Below are 17,195 nucleotides of genomic sequence, written 5' to 3'. Positions count from 1 at the left end.
CTACTTCCCGTTGCGGCTGTCGTACTGCTCGTACGCGTCGACGATACGGCCGACGAGCTTGTGCCGTACGACATCCTGCGAGGTGAGACGGGAGAAGTGGACGTCGTCGACGCCTTCCAGGATGTCCTGGACCTGGCGCAGACCGCTCTTCGTGCCGCCGGGCAGGTCGACCTGGGTGATGTCTCCGGTGATGACTATCTTCGATTCGAACCCGAGCCGGGTGAGGAACATCTTCATCTGCTCGGGGCTGGTGTTCTGGGCCTCGTCGAGAATGATGAACGCGTCGTTGAGCGTCCGGCCGCGCATGTACGCCAGCGGCGCGACCTCGATCGTGCCCGCCGCCATGAGCCGCGGGATGGAGTCGGGGTCGAGCATGTCGTGCAGCGCGTCGTAGAGCGGGCGCAGATACGGGTCGATCTTCTCGTAGAGCGTGCCCGGCAGGAAGCCGAGCCGCTCACCGGCCTCGACGGCGGGCCTGGTCAGAATGATCCGGGTGACCTGCTTGGCCTGGAGCGCCTGGACCGCCTTGGCCATGGCGAGATACGTCTTGCCCGTGCCCGCGGGGCCGATGCCGAAGACGATCGTGTGCCGGTCGATCGCGTCGACGTACCGCTTCTGGTTGAGGGTCTTGGGGCGGATCGTCCGGCCCCGGCTGGACAGGATGTTCTGCGTGAGCACTTCGGCGGGGGTCTCGGGACCGTCCGCGCCGCCGTTCTCGCTCGCCCTGAGCATGGCGATGGAACGTTCCACTGCGTCCTCCGTCATCGGCTGACCGGTGCGGAGCACCAGCATCATCTCGTCGAGCAGGCGCTGGACGAGCGCGACGTCCGCCGCGCTGCCGCTCGCACTGATCTTGTTGCCCCGTACGTGAATGTCGGCCGCCGGGAACGCGTTCTCGATCACACGCAGCAGGGAATCCCCTGAGCCCAGGACCGTCACCATCGGATGGCTGGCGGGGACGGTGAAGTGGGCACGTGCCTGCCCCTCTGCGGGGGTCCGGGCTGTAGGTGTCTGAGTCATGGGCCGGCTCTGTGGCCTGCGCATACCTCCCGTTGCAGGGTTCTCGCCGCTCGACAACCTCTGAGCTACCAGCCTACGGCTCCGCACTGACAACGCCCTAGGGCTTTTACCTGCGCCGTACCGGGAACCTTGCGGCGGCCCGGCCGCTGCTCTCAGCCCGAGCGCCCGAAGCCGATCGTCGGCACGGCCCTGCGCAGGGGCCACGGCCTGCTGGGCGCGGGCAGCAGCTCCTCCAGGAAGGCATAGCGCCGCAGCGCCGCCGGGTCCTGGTCCGAGCAGGCCTGTACGTACTGCCACCAGGCCGCGATCTCCGACCAGCCGGGCGCGGAGAGCGAGCCGCCGAACTCCTGGACCGACAGCGCGGCGGTCAGCCCGGCGAAGGCCAGCCGGTCCGCGAGCGGCCAGCCGGCGAGCGTGCCGGTGACATAGCCGGCCACGAAGACATCGCCCGCGCCCGTCGGGTCCAGTGCCTCCACCGCGATGGCGGGCACCTCGGCGGTCTCGCCGCTCGCGCCGTCCACCGCGTACGCGCCCTCCGAGCCCAGCGTGACAACGGCGACCGGGACCCGGTCGGCGAGCACCCGGGCGGCGGCCCTGGGGCAGTCGGTACGGGTGTAGCGCATCGCCTCCTCGGCGTTGGGCAGGAATGCCTCGCAGTGCTCCAGGTCGGCCAGCCCCGCGAGATCCCAGCGGCCCGAGTCGTCCCAGCCGACATCGGCGAAGATCCGGGCCCCGTGGCGGGTGGCACGGGCGATCCACTCGTCCCGGCGGCCGGGGGTGAGCGCGGCGACGGCGGCGCGGGCGCGGGGCGGGCACTCGGGCAGGGCGCCCTCGGGCGGCGGGGCCTCGTGGCCGTGCGACACCATGGTCCGCTCGCCCTCGTACGCCATGGAGACGGTGACGGGCGAGTGCCAGCCGGGGACGGTGCGGGAGCGGGACAGGTCGATGCCCTCGCCCTGCTCCAGCGCGTCCCAGCAGTACTCGCCGTAGTGGTCGTCGCCGAAGGCCGCGGCGAGGGAGGTGTGCAGTCCGAGCCGGGCCAGCGCGGTGGCCATGTTGGCGATGCCGCCGGGGCTCGACCCCATGCCGCGCGCCCAGGACTCCGTACCGCGTACGGGTGCGCTGTCCAGGCCGGTGAAGATGATGTCGAGGAAGACCGTACCCGTGAGGTAGACGTCGCAGTCCGGGTCGTCCGGGGCGCGTACGGCGCCCAGCGGATCGACATGGGCATCGACGTGGACGGTGTGTTCGATTTCTCCATTGGGTGTGATCACGGCGGGCTCCCGGTCGCGTGCGGATCCGGACAGTCTGCCCGATCCTGGGAACCTCGGCTGACGCTCGGGCGAACCGGTCTCAGCAGGAACGTTTGGGCAGCGGTACGCGTACAAGATCGGCCGCGACGGTCACTTCCCCGACGAACCCGGCCGCCCGCGCCTGCCGTTCGAACTCGTCGGGATCGGGGTAGCGCTGCGAGAAGTGCGTCAGTACGAGATGCCGTACGCCGGCCTCGCGCGCCACTCGTCCTGCCTGGCCTGCCGTGAGATGACCGTATTCGGTCGCCAGCCGTTCGTCCTCGTCCAGGAATGTCGACTCGATGACCAGAAGATCGCAGCCCTCGGCCAGGGTGCGTACCCCGGCACAGAGCCGGGTGTCCATGACGAACGCGAAGCGCTGGCCCCTGCGGAGTTCGCTGACCTCGTCGAGCGTGACCCCGTTCAGCGTGCCCTCGCGCCGGAGACGGCCCACATCGGGGCCTCCGATCCCGTGCTCCGCCAGCAGCGCCGGGATCATCCGCCGTCCGTCGGGCTCGATCAGCCGGTAACCGTACGACTCGACGGGGTGCGAGAGCCGGTGGGCCTCCAGGGTGTACGCGGGGGTCCGCGCGAGCACACCGTCATCCGTGACCGGCGCCTCGGCCAGCGGGACGGACTCGCGGTACGCCGTCGCGTACCGCAGCCGCTCGAAGAAGTGCTGCCCGCTCGCCGGGTAGTGCGCGGTGACCCGGTGCGGCACCTGATCGAGATTGATGCGCTGGATGACCCCGGCCAGGCCGAGCGAGTGGTCGCCGTGGAAGTGCGTGACACAGATGCGGTTGATGTCGTGCGCGGCCACCCCGGCGCGCAGCATCTGGCGCTGGGTGCCCTCGCCCGGGTCGAAGAGCAGGCCTTCGCCGTCCCAGCGCAGCAGATAGCCGTTGTGGTTGCGGTGGCGGGTGGGCACCTGGCTGGCCGTGCCGAGCACCACGAGCTCACGTACGGACAAGACGCCTACCCGGGAGGCCAGTTGAAGCCGCGCCCGCCCAGCACATGGGCGTGTGCGTGGAAGACGGTCTGTCCGGCGCCCGCTCCGGTGTTGAAGACGATCCGGTAGCCGCTGCCGTCGGTCTTGTCGTCGACGGCGACCGCGGCGGCCTCGCGCAGCACATCGGCGGCGACGGCGGGCTCGGCGGCGGCGAGGGTGCCCGCGTCCGGGTAGTGCACCCGGGGGATGACCAGCACATGGGTCGGGGCCTGCGGGTTGATGTCACGGAAGGCGACGGTGGTCGGCGTCTCCCGGACGACGGTGGCCGGCACCTCCCCCGAGACGATCTTGCAGAACAGGCAGTCGGCCTGTGGTTCTCCGGTCATGGTCCGGGCCTCCTCGACGCCGCCGGTGATCGGTTCGCTACGGACGCATGCTATCCGTCCGCGGGGCGCCGCCTGTTGAGAGCGGCCCTGCTGAACCAGTACGTGAGAAGCATGAGCCAGAACAGGGACACGCCCAGCCCGCCCATGGCGCTCGATCCCGCGCCGGGCACGGCGACCACGATCAGCGAATGGAGCCCCAGCAGTCCCACGGCGGCGCCCATCGCGACCACCGGCCGGCAGCGGCGGGCCAGCAGCAGCATCGGCCGGCGCAGCCGCGCGGGCGTCCTGCGGCGTACCCACACCGCCCAGCCGCCCCAGAGCGCCAGCAGCATCAGCGCGGCCGTCACCTGGGCCGCCGTCGCGCTGTCGTCGCCGGGGACCCGTACCGTACCGAGGACCGCGACGACGAACCCGGCCAGCGCGACCCAGCGGGCGCCCGCCGCCACGCCCCAGGCCATGGACTCCAGATTGAACCGGGCGTCACGGTCCTCGCCGTCGAGGGCGGCGGCCGTCGCGAAGCCCTCCGCCGCCGCGGTCCACGCACCGCGCCGCCACCACCGGCGCCGCATCCGGAGCATCGCCAGGTTGTTGTGCGCCTCGCCGCTCTGCGGGTTGAGCCGGAGCGCGGTGCGGTAGGCGAGTTCGGCGGTACGGAAGTCCCGCAGCCGGTGGGCGGTGACCCCGACGAGGAAGTGCGCCGAGTCGTGCTCCGGCGCCAGTTCCGCGGCGCGCCGGGCGACGGCGTACGCCTCCGGGCGGCGGGAGCGGTCGCCGGAGCGGTCCAGGACCCAGGCGAGGGCCTGGTACGCGCCCCAGAAGTGCGGGGCGAGCCTGATCGACTCGCGGGCCGCCGCCTCGGCCTCGGCGTACCGGCGCGCCCCGGCGAGCAGTTCGGCGCGCACGATCCAGCCGGAGAGCTGGCGGGGGTCGGCGCGCAGCGCCTCGTCGACCGCGTGCAGCGCGGTGGGCCGGTCGTCGAGCGCGAGGGCGCAGCGGGCGAGCAGGACCCAGGCGCGCGCGTCGTCCGGGTGGCCGGCGAGATGGGCGGAGACGGAGACGGAGGCCTGTTCGTACCGGCCGATCTCATGGAGCGCGCCGGCCCGTGTCAGCGCCTCGCTCACCGGAAACGGCCGGTGAGCGAACGGGCGGCGAGCGCACGGGCGGTCAGTGCACGGGCGGTCAGTGCACGGGCGGTCAGTGCACGGGCGGCGCCGGGGCGGCCGGGACGAGCGAGGCGGCGGCCGGTGGTCACAGCTTCCGCTTCTTCTTCAGATAGGCCAGCAGATCGTCGTACATCCCGCCGTCGTTGGCGAACATGGCGACATTGCGGGCCGCCGCGAACCAGGGCTCCGTGGACGGCCGTATCTCCTTGGCCGCCGCCAGCAGGTCCGTCATATTGATCATGCGGACCGTGCCGGTACGGGCCGAGTCCAGCAGGGCGCTCTCCGAGGCGGATTCGCAGAGATGGGCGAGATCGGCGCCGGAGAAGTCCTCGGTGACCTTGACGAGCCGGCCGAGATCGACGGATTCGATGGGCCGGTCGCGCAGGTGGTACTTGAGGATCGCCTCGCGCGCGGGCGCGTCGGGCGGCAGCACGAGCAGGGTGCGGTCGAGCCTGCCGGGCCTGCGCAGGGCGAGGTCCACATCCCAGGGGACATTGGTGGCGGCCAGCACGAACACGCCTTCATTGACCGCGTCCACGCCATCCAGTTCGGTCAACAACTGGTTGACGGTATTGCGCATCCCATTGTGGTGCGTACGGCTCCTCTTGGCGCCCAGTGCGTCCAGCTCGTCCAGGAACACCACACAGGGCGCCTGACGGCGGGCGGTCTCGAACACCTCGTGCATATTGCGCTCGGAGTTGCCGATCCACATGTCCAGGACGTCATTGACCGACACGGACAGGAAACTCGCGCCCAGTTCGCCCGCGACGGCCCGGGCCACAAAGGTCTTGCCGCAGCCGGGAGGCCCGTAGAGAAGCAGCCCGCCGCGCAGGCTCTTGCCGAACAGCCTGCGCAGTTCGGGGTTGCGCATGGGGGCGAGGAAGGCGGCTTCGAGGCGGTCCTTGACCTCCCGCATCCCGCCGACATCGGCGAGGGTCACGGCACCCGGAGCGTCGATGTCCCAGGCGGAGGCGGTGGTGGAGTCCTCGCCGCCGCCGTCGGAGGCGAGGGGCGGTTCGGGGGTCCGGGACCGCGCGGACTCCTCCGGAGCGACGAAGCGGGGCGGGATCGCGTCGCTGATCTCCCGCTCGGCCGCGGTCCAGTCGAATTCGCCCGCGCCGGACGGAGGTTGACGGGAAGCGCCGCCTTCTTCAGGAGGCGAAGGAAATGGGGGCGACTCCACGGAGGGCGGCGGCATTGAGGGGGTTGAGGGTGGCGGTGCCGGCGGAGCCGGCACTCCCATGGCGCGCAGCATCAGCGCCCGCGCTTCGGCGTCCCCCGGAGCGTGCTGGAGCGCGACGGCCGCCTCGGTCACCGCCTCCTCCGCGTGTCCCGCGCCGAGCAGCAGCTCGGCGAGATGGATCCGCAGCGGTACGTCGTCGGGGGCCGCGGCCACGGCGGCGCGCAGGCTCCGGATCAGCGGGGACTCGTCGGACATGTCCACCACCCTATGAAGCGGCGGTGGGCCGCTGTCCAGTGGGTGGCGAGTACGGGCCGCGCGTCCGGCCACAGAAAAGCGCGGAAGGCTCGGAGGCCAGGGGGGCCAGGGGTCTCAGCGGCCAGGCCGCTCAGGACCAGCGGCCCGTGCGGCCGAGCAGCAGGGCCGTGGCGGCCGTTCCGGCCGTCGAGGTGCGCAGGACCGTACGGCCCAGCCGGTACGGCTTCGCCCCCGCCTCCGCGAAAGCCGCCAACTCCTCGGGGGACACGCCCCCTTCGGGCCCCACCACCAGGACGATCCGGCCCGCGGCGGGCAGCGGCGCGGCGGCCAGCGGCTCACTGCCCTCCTCGTGCAGAACGGCGGCGAAGTCCGCGTCCGCGAGCAGTGCCGCCACCTGCTTGCCGGTCATGGCGTCCATGACCTCCGGGAACCGCAGCCTGCGCGACTGCTTGCCCGCCTCGCGTGCCGTGGCCCGCCACTTCGCGAGCGACTTGGCGCCCCGCTCGCCCTTCCACTGGGTGACACAGCGCGCCGCCTGCCAGGGCACGATCGTGTCGGCGCCCGTCTCGGTCATCGTCTCGACGGCCAGTTCGCCGCGGTCGCCCTTGGGCAGCGCCTGGACGACGGTGATCGAGGGCGAGGGCTCGGGCTCGGTCCGTACCTCCGTGACCGCGACCTCCAGCCGGTCCTTGCCCTCGACGGCGGCGACCGTCCCGTACCCGCCGGTGCCCGCGCCGTCCGTCAGGACGATCTCCTCGCCGACACGCAGCCTCCGTACGGATACGGCGTGGCGCCCCTCGGGGCCGTCGAGGACGACCGTACCGACGCGCGGCGCGCCGCCCTCGACGAGAAAAACCGGGGCGGTCACGAGGCACTGCCCGCCAAGGACGCGCGCGTCGCTTCGAGTTCGGTCTCCAGGACCTCGACAAGCTGTCCCGCCGGCAGTTCGCGGGCCATACGGTGGCCCTGCCCCGCCCAGAGCGCCATCCCCTGCGGGTCGCCCACCCGGGCCGCGGCCTTGCGCAGCCCGGAGGTGAGGTGGTGGACCTCGGGGTAGGCGGCCGGGGCGTACCGGCCGTGCTCCCGCATGAAGCGGTTGACCAGGCCACGGGCGGGCCGGCCGGAGAACGCCCGGGTCAGCTCGGTCCGTACGAACAGCGGATTGGTCATGGCCTGCTTGTGCACCACATTCGCGCCGGACTCCGGGCACACCAGGAACGCCGTACCGAGCTGGGCCGCGTCGGCGCCCGCCGCGAGCACGGCCGCGATCTGACCGCCGCGCATCAGCCCGCCCGCGGCCACGATCGGAAGCTGTACGGCCTCCTTGACCTGGGTCACGAGCGACAGCAGCCCGATGCCGGCGCCGTCGGTGCCCGGGTCGTCGCGGTGTGTGCCCTGGTGGCCGCCGGCCTCGATGCCCTGGACACAGACGGCGTCGGCACCCGACCACTGCGCGGCCTGGGCCTCTTCGGGGGTCGTCACCGTGACCACGGTGTACGTGCCGGCGCGGGCGAAGGCGTCCAGGGTCGACCTGCTCGGGCAGCCGAAGGTGAAGGAGACCACGGGTACGGGGTCGTCGAGCAGGATCGCCAACTTGGCCTCGTAGCCGTCGTCCCGGCCGGCCTCGGGGTCGCCGAGCGGTGTCTCGTACCAGGTGGCCTCACCGGCGAGCTGGTTGCGGTAGACCTCCACGGCCGCGCGGTCGGCGGACTGCGTCTGGGGCATGAAGAGGTTGATCCCGAAGGGCTGGCCGGTCAGCCCGCGCAACTGTTTGACCTCTTCGTACATGCCGTCCGCGGTCTTGTAGCCGGCGGCGAGGAATCCGAGGCCGCCGGCCTCGCAGACGGCCGCGGCGAGCTGCGGGCAGGAGGCACCACCCGCCATGGGTGCCTGCACGATCGGATACCGGCAGAGATCGGTCAGCGCGGAGGACATGGAGGCATGGTGCCATGCCCTCCGGGACAGCTCCGAATCGGTCCGGGGGTTGTCTACAATCGCCGGACGGGCTGCAAAAAGCCGCCCGTCCGGCGATTGAGGACGACAAACCACGCGCCCAGCGCCCGTTGGCTGTGCACTCCCGGAGGACGACCCCCGTACCACTCGGCCCCGCTACCGCCCGTTGGCTGTGCACTCCCGGGGGACAACCCCCGGACCCCCGGCCGCGCTACCGCCCGTTGAAGGCGTCCTTCAGGCGGGAGAACAGGCCCTGCTGACCGGGCTGGAACTGGCCCGTCGGGCGTTCCTCGCCCCGCAGTTTCGCCAGTTCCCGCAGGAGCCGCTCCTGCTCCGGGTCCAGCTTCGCCGGGGTCATCACCTCGACATGCACGATCAGGTCGCCCCGGCCGCCACCCCGCAGATGCGTGATGCCGCGCCCGTGCAGCGGGATCGACTGGCCCGACTGTGTACCAGGCCGTACGTCGATCTCCTCCATCCCGTCCAGCGTCTCCAGCGGGCACTTCGTACCGAGCGCCGCCGCCGTCATCGGAATGGTCACCGTGCAGTGCAGATCGTCACCGCGCCGCTGGAACACCGAGTGCGCCAGCTCATGGATCTCGACATACAGATCGCCTGCGGGACCGCCGCCGGGCCCGACCTCGCCCTCGCCCGCGAGCTGGATCCGGGTGCCGTTGTCGACACCGGCCGGGATCTTGACCGTGAGCGTACGGCGAGAGCGGATGCGCCCGTCGCCCGCGCACTCGGGGCACGGCGTCGGCACGACCGTACCGAAGCCCTGGCACTGCGGGCACGGCCGCGAGGTCATGACCTGGCCCAGGAAGGACCGGGTGACCTGCGAGACCTCGCCGCGGCCACGGCACATGTCACAGGTCTGCGCCGAGGTGCCGGGCGCGGCGCCCTCGCCGGAACAGGTCGTGCAGACCACGGCCGTGTCGACCTGGATGTCCTTGGTCGTACCGAAGGCCGCCTCGTTGAGGTCGATCTCCAGCCGGATCATCGCGTCCTGGCCGCGCCGCGTCCGCGAGCGCGGGCCGCGCTGCGACGCCGTGCCGAAGAACGCGTCCATGATGTCCGAGAAGTTGCCGAAGCCACCGGCCCCGAAGCCACCGGCGCCGCCCCCGCCCCCGTTCGCCGAGAGCGGGTCCCCGCCGAGGTCGTAGACCTGCTTCTTCTGCGGGTCCGACAGCACCTCGTAGGCCGCGTTGATCTCCTTGAAACGCTCCTGCGTCTTGGGATCGGGATTGACATCCGGATGGAGCTCGCGCGCGAGTCTCCGGAATGCCTTCTTGATCTCGTCCTGAGATGCGTCGCGGCGTACGCCGAGTACGGCGTAATAGTCCGTGGCCACTTACGACTCCGCCAGGATCTGTCCGACGTAACGTGCCACTGCGCGTACCGCTCCCATCGTTCCGGGGTAGTCCATGCGGGTCGGTCCGACCACGCCGAGTTTGGCGACTGCCTCGTCGCCCGAACCGTAGCCGACCGCGACGACGGACGTGGAGTTGAGCCCCTCATGGGCGTTCTCGTGCCCGATACGTACGGTCATGCCCGGGTCCTTGGCCTCGCCGAGCAGCTTGAGGAGCACCACATGCTCCTCCAGCGCCTCCAGCACCGGCCGGATGGTCAGGGGGAAGTCGTGTCCGAAGCGGGTGATGTTGGCCGTACCGCCGATCATCAGCCGCTCCTCGGTCTCCTCGACCAGAGTTTCGAGCAGGGTGGCGAGCACGGTGGACACCGCGCCGCGGTCCTCCTGCTCGAACGAGTCGGGCAGGTCCTGCACAAGCTGCGGCACGTCCGCGAACCGGCGCCCGACGATCCGGCTGTTGAGCCGGGCGCGGAGATCCGCGAGCGAGGTCTCGCCGAAGGGCGCGGGCGCGTCGATCATGCGCTGTTCGACCCGTCCCGTGTCCGTGATCAGGACGAGCATGAGCCGGGCGGGCGCGAGCGCCAGCAGCTCCACATGCCGCACCGTCGAACGGGTCAGCGAGGGGTACTGCACGACGGCGACCTGCCGGGTGAGCTGGGCGAGCAGCCGTACCGTACGGCCCACGACATCGTCGAGGTCGACGGCGCCGTCCAGGAAGTTCTGGATGGCGCGGCGCTCCGGCGAGGACAGCGGCTTCACACCGGCCAGCTTGTCGACGAAGAGCCGGTAGCCCTTGTCGGTCGGGATGCGTCCCGCGCTGGTGTGCGGCTGGGCGATGAAGCCCTCGTCCTCCAGGACCGCCATGTCATTGCGGACAGTGGCCGGCGAGACACCGAGCTTGTGGCGCTCGGTGAGCGCCTTGGAGCCGACGGGCTCCTCCGTGCCGACATAGTCCTGGACGATGGCGCGCAGGACCTCGAGTCTGCGTTCGCTGAGCATCGCGCACACCTCCAGCTACGGTCGTCGTCCCGGGCCGTATCACTTCTTGCCGTACCACTGCTTGCCGTGTCACTGCTTGGTACTTGCTCTGATACTTGCTCTGGTACTCATCGGTACTCGTTCTTGGCACTCGCTCACAGGGAGTGCCAACACTCCCCCCGTCAGTGTACGGCCGTGGGGTACACCCCTAGCAAGGGTGGCCGGGCACGGTAACGCCCGATCGCGCCGGTCGGCGGGGGCGCGGTTTCCGTAGCGTCCCGTAGCGTCCTGGTATGGACCTCTGCTGGGATCTCCGCTGGGAAGAGCACGGATGGGAGCGGCTGGCTCCCGGGGTGGGGCGGCGCCGGCTGCCGGGATGGGACGCGACGGCCGGACTGGTCGTCGGCGAGGACTCCGTCCTGCTGTACGACACGGGCGCGACGCTGCACGAGGGCGCGGGGCTGCGGGCGGGGGTGCGGTCGCTGCTGGGCGAGCGGCGCGTGACGCATGTCGCACTGAGCCATCCGCACTTCGACCATGTGTTGGGCACGGCGGTGTTCTCGGGGGTGGAGGTGTACGGGGCGGTGGGGCTGGCGCGGCTGCTGTCGGGGGGCGGGCCGGGGCTGTACGAGGAGGCGGTACGGCTGGGGGCCGACGCGGGCGAGACCGCGCGGGCGGTGGAGGTGCTGGTGGTGCCGCGGCACGAGGTGTCGGGGGAACTGGTGCTGGAACTGGGCGGGGGGCGGCGGGCGGTGCTGGTGAATGTCGGGCCTGGGCATACGGCGCACGATCTGGCGGTGCTGGTGCCGGGGGCTTCGGCGGGGGTGGGAGCGGGGGGCAAATTCGGCACGGGCGGGTGTGGCTTCGGCGGGGGCGGGGGTGGCTTCGGCTCGGGCGGGTGCGGGTGCGGACTCGGCGGGGGCGGGGGTGGCTTCGGCGCGGGCTGCGGGGACTTCGGTGGCTCCTCCTGTGGTCTTCTGCGGCGATCTGGTGGAGGAGTCGGGTGAGCCGCAGGCGGGCCCGGACGCGATCCCGGCCCGCTGGCCCGCGGCCCTGGACCGGCTGCTGGCGCTGGGCGGCGAGGACGCGGTGTATGTGCCGGGGCACGGGGCGGTGGTGGACGCGGCGTTCGTACGGGCACAACGCGAGGCGCTGGCGCGGCGGTTCGGAGGGTCGTAGGAGGCGGGGGCGCGTGGCCGGCAGGGGGCGGCGGGCCGGGGGCCGGGGGCCGGCCGGGCGCGTGGCCGGGGGCCGGCCCGGGGCCCGAAGCGGGGCCCGGGGGTCGTAGCCGTAGTGGCGCGGGCGGCCTATCGTCTTGCGAATGCGTAGCTACAGCCCCGATCTGACGCCGCCGTGGAAGAAGTCCACGCCCGCGCCCGAGGTCCCCGCGGAACCGGATCTGGTGGTCGAGGAGGTGTCGACGGGCTTCTGCGGCGCGGTGATCCGCTGCGAGCGGACCGCGGAGGGGCCGACGGTCACCCTGGAGGACCGGTTCGGCAAGCACCGGGTGTTCCCGCTGGTGCCGGGCGGGTTCCTGCTGGAGGGGCGGGTGGTCACCCTGGTCCGCCCGACGGCGGCGGGCCCGGTCCGGCCGGCCCGTACGGCGTCCGGTTCGGTGGCCGTGCCGGGGGTCCGGGCGCGGGTGGCGCGGGCGGGCCGGATCTATGTCGAGGGCCGCCATGACGCAGAGCTGGTGGAGAAGGTGTGGGGCGACGATCTGCGCGTGGAGGGTGTGGTCGTCGAGTATCTGGGCGGCATCGACGATCTGCCCGCCGTCGTCGCCGAGTTCGGCCCCGCCCCCGACGCCCGGCTGGGCGTCCTGGTGGACCATCTGGTCCCGGGCTCGAAGGAGTCCCGCATCGCGGCGCAGGTCACCGGCCCGGACGTGCTGGTCGTCGGCCACCCGTACGTCGACATCTGGCAGGCGGTGAAACCGTCGTCCCTGGGCATCCCCGAATGGCCGGCGGTCCCGAGGGGCGAGGACTGGAAGACGGGCGTCTGCCGGACGCTGGGGTGGGGGGAGAACACGGGGGCGGCGTGGCAGCACGTGCTCTCCCGGGTCCGGACCTACCGCGACCTGGAGCCGGCGCTGCTGGGGCGGGTGGAGGAACTGATCGACTTCGTCACGGCGCCGGAGGTTTGAGCGGGAGGTTTTCCCCAACCCCGCCCCTTCCCGAACCCGGGGCGAGCCCCGGGACCCCGAACCGCGCCCTGCGGGCGCGGGAGGTGCGTTCGGGGGTACGAGTACCCCCGAGCCCCCAGCAGCGCCGGCTCCGTGCCGCGCAGCCGCCCGAAGGGCGAGGGCAGCCGCCGCGCCATGGCGCCGGGCGCGCTGTGAGCGCACAGCGCTCGCGCCAGGTGCCCCCACACGGGCACAGTCCACGCACCACAACGCGCCCGCAGACGCCAGCGGCGAGCGACCGCCCTGGGAAGACCCGCACCTCTGCATCCCGCCTGCACAGGCGGAGCGGGGGGTAGCCCCGGCCCACCGCAGCCCGCGCACCACCACGTCCCGCAGACGCCAACGGTGGCAACCAGCCACAGGAAAACCCGCACCCACGCATCCCACCCGCACGGGCGGAGCGTTGATCTCGCCGGTGACAGCGCGGACAGTGGCCATCCCACCCGCACAGGCGGAGCCGGTGGGGAACACCGGCCCGCCGCCAGGCGGGCGCACCACCACGCCCCCCGCAGACGTCGGCGCCGGGCCGAGGTTGGGCCCGCGCCAGGCGGGCGACCTGCGGGCGCGGCCCGCGCCCCTTCAGTCCACCAGGTCCCGCACCACCGCGTCCGCCAGTAGGCGGCCCCTCAGCGTCAGTACCGCCCGCCCCTCCTCGAACCGCTCCCCCGACAGCAGGCCCGCCGTCACCGCGCGGCCGGCCGCCGCCAGGCCCTCGCGGGTCAGCAGGGACAGCTCGCAGCCCGCGGACAGCCGGAGTTCCAGGAGGATGCGCTCCACCCGGCGGTCCTCCGCCGAGAGGATCTCCCGCCCCGCCCCCGGCGACCGCCCCGCCGCCAGCGCCGCCGCGTACGCACCCGGGTGCTTCACGTTCCACCACCGCACCCCGCCCACATGGCTGTGCGCCCCCGGCCCCGCGCCCCACCAGTCCGCGCCGCGCCAGTACAGCTCGTTGTGCAGACAGCGGGCCGCCTCCGAAGTGGCCCAGTTGGACACCTCGTACCAGGAGAAGCCCGCCTCCGCCAGCACCGCGTCCGCGATCAGATACCGGTCCGCGTGCTCGTCGTCGTCCGTCATCGGGACCTCGCCGCGCCGGATCCGCCGCGCCAGCCCCGTACCCTCCTCCACGATCAGCGCGTACGCCGAGACATGGTCGGGCCCCGCCCCCACCGCCGCCGCCAGCGAGTCGCGCCAGTCGTCGTCGCTCTCCCCCGGCGTGCCGTAGATCAGATCGAGGTTCACATGCTCGAACCCGGCCGCGCGGGCCTCCGCCACGCACTCCTCCGGCCGCCCGGGCGTGTGCGTACGGTCCAGCACCTTCAGTACGTGCTGCTTCGCGCTCTGCATACCGAAGGAGATCCGGTTGAAGCCGCCCTCCCGCAGCGCCGCCAGATACTCCGGACCGACGGATTCCGGATTGGCCTCCGTGGTGATCTCGGCGTCGTCCGTCAGCCCGAACTCGTCCCGGACCGCCCCCAGCATCCGCACCAGATCGCCGACCGCCAGCAGCGTGGGCGTACCGCCGCCGACGAAGACCGTACGTACGGGCCTCGGGTCGTCGCCCAGTACCTTCCTGGCCAGCCGTACCTCGTCGATGAGGGCCGCGGCGTAGTTGTCGCGGGAGGCCAGCACACCGCCCGAGCCGCGCAGCTCGGTCGCCGTGTACGTATTGAAATCGCAGTAGCCGCAGCGGCTCGCGCAGTACGGAACGTGCAGGTAGAAGCCGAGCGGCCGGTCCGCCGCGCCCGTCAGCGCATGTGCGGGCAGCGCTCCGGTCTCGGGTACGGGCTCGCCGTCTGGCAGTGCGGAAGGCATGCGTCCAGTGTCCCGTACGAGCCGGGCTGCTCGGTCCGCGCGGTTCCGGCGCGGTTCCGGCGCCGTCCGGCCCCGGAGTCACTCTCCTGAAGTCATGCCGCCCCGACGCTGTCCCGCTCCGGTGTCACTCCGCCTGGAGCACCAGCAGCGCCAGATCGTCCCCCGGCGGTGTCTCCGCGAAGTCGTGCACCGCTTTCCGTATCCGGTCCGCGACCCCCTGCGCCGTCAGCCCCGTACACCCCGCCAGGACCCGCGCGAGCCCGTCGCCGTCGTCGAACATCCGCGGCCCCGAGCGCCGCTCCGTCACCCCGTCGGTGACACAGAGCAGGGTGTCGCCGGGCTCCAGGTCGAACGTACGGCTCTCATACGTGACGTCCTCCTCGACCCCGAGCAGAAGCTGCGGCTCCGCGGCCGTCCGTACCGTCCCGTCGGGCCGCAGGAGCAGCGGCAGCGGATGGCCGGCGCTGGCGAGGGTGCACCGTACGCCGCCTCCGGCGCCCGGCAGCGGCATCAGTTCGCCGTACAGCAGCGACAGGAAGCGCGCCTGCCCGCCGCCCTCGCCCGGAGCCGGCACGGAACCCGGCGCACCCGCACCCATACCCGTACCCGTGCCTGCCCCACCGGCGACACCGCCGGTACTGGTACCAGGACCGGTCCCGGTCGCCGCGGCGACGACCAGGGACGCCGACTCGGCCGCCTCCGTGGCATCGTCGAGGAGCAGCCGGTTGAGCCGGTCGAGGACCCCGCCGACGCGGTAGCCCTCGCGGGCCAGCAGCCGCAGCCACGGGCGGGCCAGGCCGGTGACGACGGCCGCCTCGGGGCCGCTGCCCTGGACGTCGCCGAGCATGAAGCACCAGCGGTTGCCCGGCGGGCACGGGAAGACGTCGTAGAAGTCGCCACCCGCGAGCCCCTCGTCGCTCGGTTCGTACACCAGGGAGCTGGCGACACCGGGGATACGGGCGACCTGGCTGGGCAGCAGACCGCGTTGCAGGACACGGCTGATGGTGACCTGGCGGCTGTAGCGGCGGGCCGCGCCGATGGCGAGGGCGACACGGCGCGCGAAATCCTCCACGAGGGCGGTCACTTCGTCGGGGACGCCGGCCCCGCCGGGTCTGCCGAGCATGAGGGTGCCGAGCGCGCGCCCGTTCGCGACGAGCCGGCAGGCGAGCGCGCCCTCGCAGCCGACGCCGTCGCCCCTGGCGGCAGCAGCGCCCGAGTCCGTGGAGTTCGCGCCCGCGCCCGCCCCGGGACCGGCCGTACCGGCGCCCGTGGTACCCGTACCGCCCCCGCCCGTGCCCGTACCGCCCGTGCCCGTACCACCCGTGCCGGTATTACCCGTACCGGCGCCCGTACCGCCGCCGCCCGACCATGGCACCCGTACCGCACCGCCCCGTGGCAGATCCGGCAGCCGCGGTGGCTCCTTCTCCAGGACCGCCCGCAGCTCGCCGGTTCTGGACTCGTCGGCGTGCCAGACCCGTGCGAGCCGGGGCGCGTTGCCCGCCTGTCCGCCCTCGCCGTCCAGCCAGACCGCGCACCAGTCCGCGAGCCGCGGCACCAGCAACTGCCCCGCCAGCGCCGCGATCAGGTCCTCGTCGAGCTGCCCCGCGAGCAGCTCGGAGGCCTCCGCGAGAAAGGACAGCGCGCCCCGGCCGACCCACTCGGGGTCGTCCCGTACAGCGCGCCGCGACGCGGGCGCCAGGATCTCCGCGGCCCGGAGCCCCCGGCGCACCGCGGGTTCGGCCGGCTGCCCCGGCCCCGCGTCCCGGCCTTCGAGCGGCAGCCGGGCCCACACGGTCTTGAGCCCGGGGCGGTAGGTGATGCCCCACCGTTCGGCGAGGGAGGCGACGAGGTGCAGCCCCCGGCCGTACTCGGGCGTCCCGGACGGCCCCTGCCCCTCCGCGTCGCTCTGTATGACGCGCGCGGGATGGTGGTCGGAGACTTCGAGGACCAGGGCGGCCGGTTCCTCCACCGCTCCCGAGGCGTCCTCGGAGGCGTCTTCGAGGCGGCAGAGCAGTTCGACGGTGGTCCCGGCGTGCACCACGGCGTTGGTGACGAGTTCGCTGACGATCACCGCCGCGTCGTCCGCGAGCAGGTCGGTGCTGTGCCGCCCGGGGGCGCACCCCCCGTCGCCCCGGCAGAAGGTACAGGTGGCCAGCAGGCCCTGGCCGGTCCAGTCGGCCAGTGCCGCGCGGGCGAAACGGCGCGCGGCGGACGGCGCGAGCGGGTTGCCGGGCAGGCTGGTACGTGATGTCGACCGCGCGTCCTGCCGTAACGGCACCGGAAGTGCCGGACGGTGCGACGGCTCGCGCGGAATCGGAATGGGCCCCACTGCGGCTCCTGATCCCGTTCTGGAGTTGTGCCACTTACGATCCCGACAGAGTGACAGACGGAGCGCGCTCATATGCGCCGAGTCATCGAAGTGGGCAGATATTTGCTTGAAGTTGGCAGAACAGCCAGCTCCCGGAGACGCCGGGGTGCAACCCGGGACGGGCGTCGGCGACACGGTCTCAAACCCCGGGAACGACGTGCGAAACCGCGCCGGACAGAGCAGTCTTGCCCCGCCGGACGACAGCCGGGGGCGGGGGCAGGGGGCCCTGGGCTGTCGAAGGCCGGGGGCCGAGAGCGAAGGGCCGCCGAAGGCCGACAAGGAGAC

Annotated in this window: 14 protein-coding genes and 1 pseudogene; 3 read left to right on the top strand and 12 right to left on the bottom strand. The window is 72.6% G+C overall.

What is annotated here, in order from left to right; all coding sequences use genetic code 11:
- The 10 genes from KQY30_RS24455 to hrcA form a co-directional block, all read right to left on the bottom strand.
- Positions 1–1,020 carry a PhoH family protein gene (locus KQY30_RS24455; protein WP_217308665.1) on the bottom strand — a complete coding sequence of 340 codons (1,020 nt, stop codon included), beginning with the start codon at positions 1,018–1,020 and terminating at the stop codon, positions 1–3.
- A 152-nt stretch (positions 1,021–1,172) separates the two neighbouring features.
- Positions 1,173–2,294: a carbohydrate kinase family protein gene (locus tag KQY30_RS24450; RefSeq protein ID WP_254407308.1), complete on the bottom strand. Its 1,122-nt coding sequence runs from the start codon at positions 2,292–2,294 to the stop codon at positions 1,173–1,175.
- A gap of 79 nt (positions 2,295–2,373) precedes the next feature.
- Positions 2,374–3,282 carry a ribonuclease Z gene (locus KQY30_RS24445; protein ID WP_217308664.1) on the bottom strand — a complete coding sequence of 303 codons (909 nt, stop codon included), beginning with the start codon at positions 3,280–3,282 and terminating at the stop codon, positions 2,374–2,376.
- A gap of 5 nt (positions 3,283–3,287) precedes the next feature.
- Entirely contained in the window at positions 3,288–3,647 is a 360-nt protein-coding gene (locus KQY30_RS24440; protein ID WP_217308663.1) for a histidine triad nucleotide-binding protein, read from the bottom strand.
- Positions 3,648–3,697: 50 nt separating this feature from the next.
- Entirely contained in the window at positions 3,698–4,768 is a 1,071-nt protein-coding gene (locus tag KQY30_RS24435; RefSeq protein WP_217308662.1) for a tetratricopeptide repeat protein, read from the bottom strand.
- Positions 4,769–4,895: 127 nt separating this feature from the next.
- Complete coding sequence (locus KQY30_RS24430; RefSeq protein ID WP_217308661.1) at positions 4,896–6,248, bottom strand: 26S protease regulatory subunit; 1,353 nt, start codon at positions 6,246–6,248, stop codon at positions 4,896–4,898.
- A 130-nt stretch (positions 6,249–6,378) separates the two neighbouring features.
- Positions 6,379–7,116 carry a 16S rRNA (uracil(1498)-N(3))-methyltransferase gene (locus KQY30_RS24425; protein WP_217308660.1) on the bottom strand — a complete coding sequence of 246 codons (738 nt, stop codon included), beginning with the start codon at positions 7,114–7,116 and terminating at the stop codon, positions 6,379–6,381.
- Positions 7,113–8,183, bottom strand: a complete 1,071-nt coding sequence (locus tag KQY30_RS24420; RefSeq protein ID WP_217308659.1) for a nitronate monooxygenase — start codon at positions 8,181–8,183, stop codon at positions 7,113–7,115. Before KQY30_RS24420 ends, KQY30_RS24425 begins: the two co-directional genes overlap by 4 nt.
- A gap of 229 nt (positions 8,184–8,412) precedes the next feature.
- Positions 8,413–9,552, bottom strand: a complete 1,140-nt coding sequence (gene dnaJ / locus KQY30_RS24415) for a molecular chaperone DnaJ (RefSeq protein WP_217308658.1) — start codon at positions 9,550–9,552, stop codon at positions 8,413–8,415.
- Positions 9,553–10,569, bottom strand: a complete 1,017-nt coding sequence (gene hrcA, locus KQY30_RS24410) for a heat-inducible transcriptional repressor HrcA (protein ID WP_217308657.1) — start codon at positions 10,567–10,569, stop codon at positions 9,553–9,555.
- Positions 10,570–10,841: 272 nt separating this feature from the next.
- Here hrcA and KQY30_RS24405 point away from each other — a divergent pair, with 272 nt between their 5' ends.
- The 3 genes and pseudogenes from KQY30_RS24405 (at position 10,842) to KQY30_RS24395 (ending at position 12,691) form a co-directional block, all read left to right on the top strand.
- Positions 10,842–11,555 (top strand): MBL fold metallo-hydrolase, encoded by a 714-nt coding sequence (locus KQY30_RS24405; RefSeq protein WP_217308656.1) that lies wholly within the window; start codon positions 10,842–10,844, stop codon positions 11,553–11,555.
- Positions 11,512–11,727 (top strand): annotated as a pseudogene (locus tag KQY30_RS24400) (MBL fold metallo-hydrolase); the annotation flags it as partial. The gene KQY30_RS24405 and the pseudogene KQY30_RS24400, both read left to right, overlap by 44 nt.
- Positions 11,728–11,869: 142 nt before the next feature.
- A complete protein-coding gene (locus tag KQY30_RS24395) occupies positions 11,870–12,691 on the top strand; it encodes a DUF3097 domain-containing protein (protein ID WP_217308655.1) in 822 nt (273 codons plus the stop codon).
- A gap of 618 nt (positions 12,692–13,309) precedes the next feature.
- On the opposite strand, the gene hemW is transcribed toward KQY30_RS24395, so the two are convergent.
- On the bottom strand, positions 13,310–14,542 hold the full coding sequence (hemW, locus tag KQY30_RS24390; RefSeq protein WP_217308654.1) for a radical SAM family heme chaperone HemW: 1,233 nt from the start codon (positions 14,540–14,542) through the stop codon (positions 13,310–13,312).
- Between the two features lie 124 nt (positions 14,543–14,666).
- Positions 14,667–16,871: an ATP-binding SpoIIE family protein phosphatase gene (locus KQY30_RS24385; RefSeq protein ID WP_254407307.1), complete on the bottom strand. Its 2,205-nt coding sequence runs from the start codon at positions 16,869–16,871 to the stop codon at positions 14,667–14,669.
- Between the last annotated feature and the right edge of the window lie 324 nt (positions 16,872–17,195).

The organism is Streptomyces sp. GMY02 (assembly GCF_019056675.1).
Taxonomy (GTDB): domain Bacteria; phylum Actinomycetota; class Actinomycetes; order Streptomycetales; family Streptomycetaceae; genus Streptomyces; species Streptomyces odonnellii.
The sequence above is the reverse complement of the archived record's forward strand: the minus strand, read 5'-3'. Positions and strand labels throughout refer to the sequence as shown.

What these genes read in the sequence shown, in the direction of transcription:
- hrcA (WP_217308657.1), bottom strand. Translation starts at nt 10,569, where the DNA reads ATGCTCAGCGAACGCAGACTCGAGGTCCTGCGCGCCATCGTCCAGGAC.
- KQY30_RS24420 (WP_217308659.1), bottom strand. Translation starts at nt 8,183, where the DNA reads ATGTCCTCCGCGCTGACCGATCTCTGCCGGTATCCGATCGTGCAGGCA.
- hemW (WP_217308654.1), bottom strand. Translation starts at nt 14,542, where the DNA reads ATGCCTTCCGCACTGCCAGACGGCGAGCCCGTACCCGAGACCGGAGCG.
- KQY30_RS24455 (WP_217308665.1), bottom strand. Translation starts at nt 1,020, where the DNA reads ATGACTCAGACACCTACAGCCCGGACCCCCGCAGAGGGGCAGGCACGT.
- KQY30_RS24395 (WP_217308655.1), top strand. Translation starts at nt 11,870, where the DNA reads ATGCGTAGCTACAGCCCCGATCTGACGCCGCCGTGGAAGAAGTCCACG.
- KQY30_RS24405 (WP_217308656.1), top strand. Translation starts at nt 10,842, where the DNA reads ATGGACCTCTGCTGGGATCTCCGCTGGGAAGAGCACGGATGGGAGCGG.
- KQY30_RS24430 (WP_217308661.1), bottom strand. Translation starts at nt 6,248, where the DNA reads ATGTCCGACGAGTCCCCGCTGATCCGGAGCCTGCGCGCCGCCGTGGCC.
- KQY30_RS24440 (WP_217308663.1), bottom strand. Translation starts at nt 3,647, where the DNA reads ATGACCGGAGAACCACAGGCCGACTGCCTGTTCTGCAAGATCGTCTCG.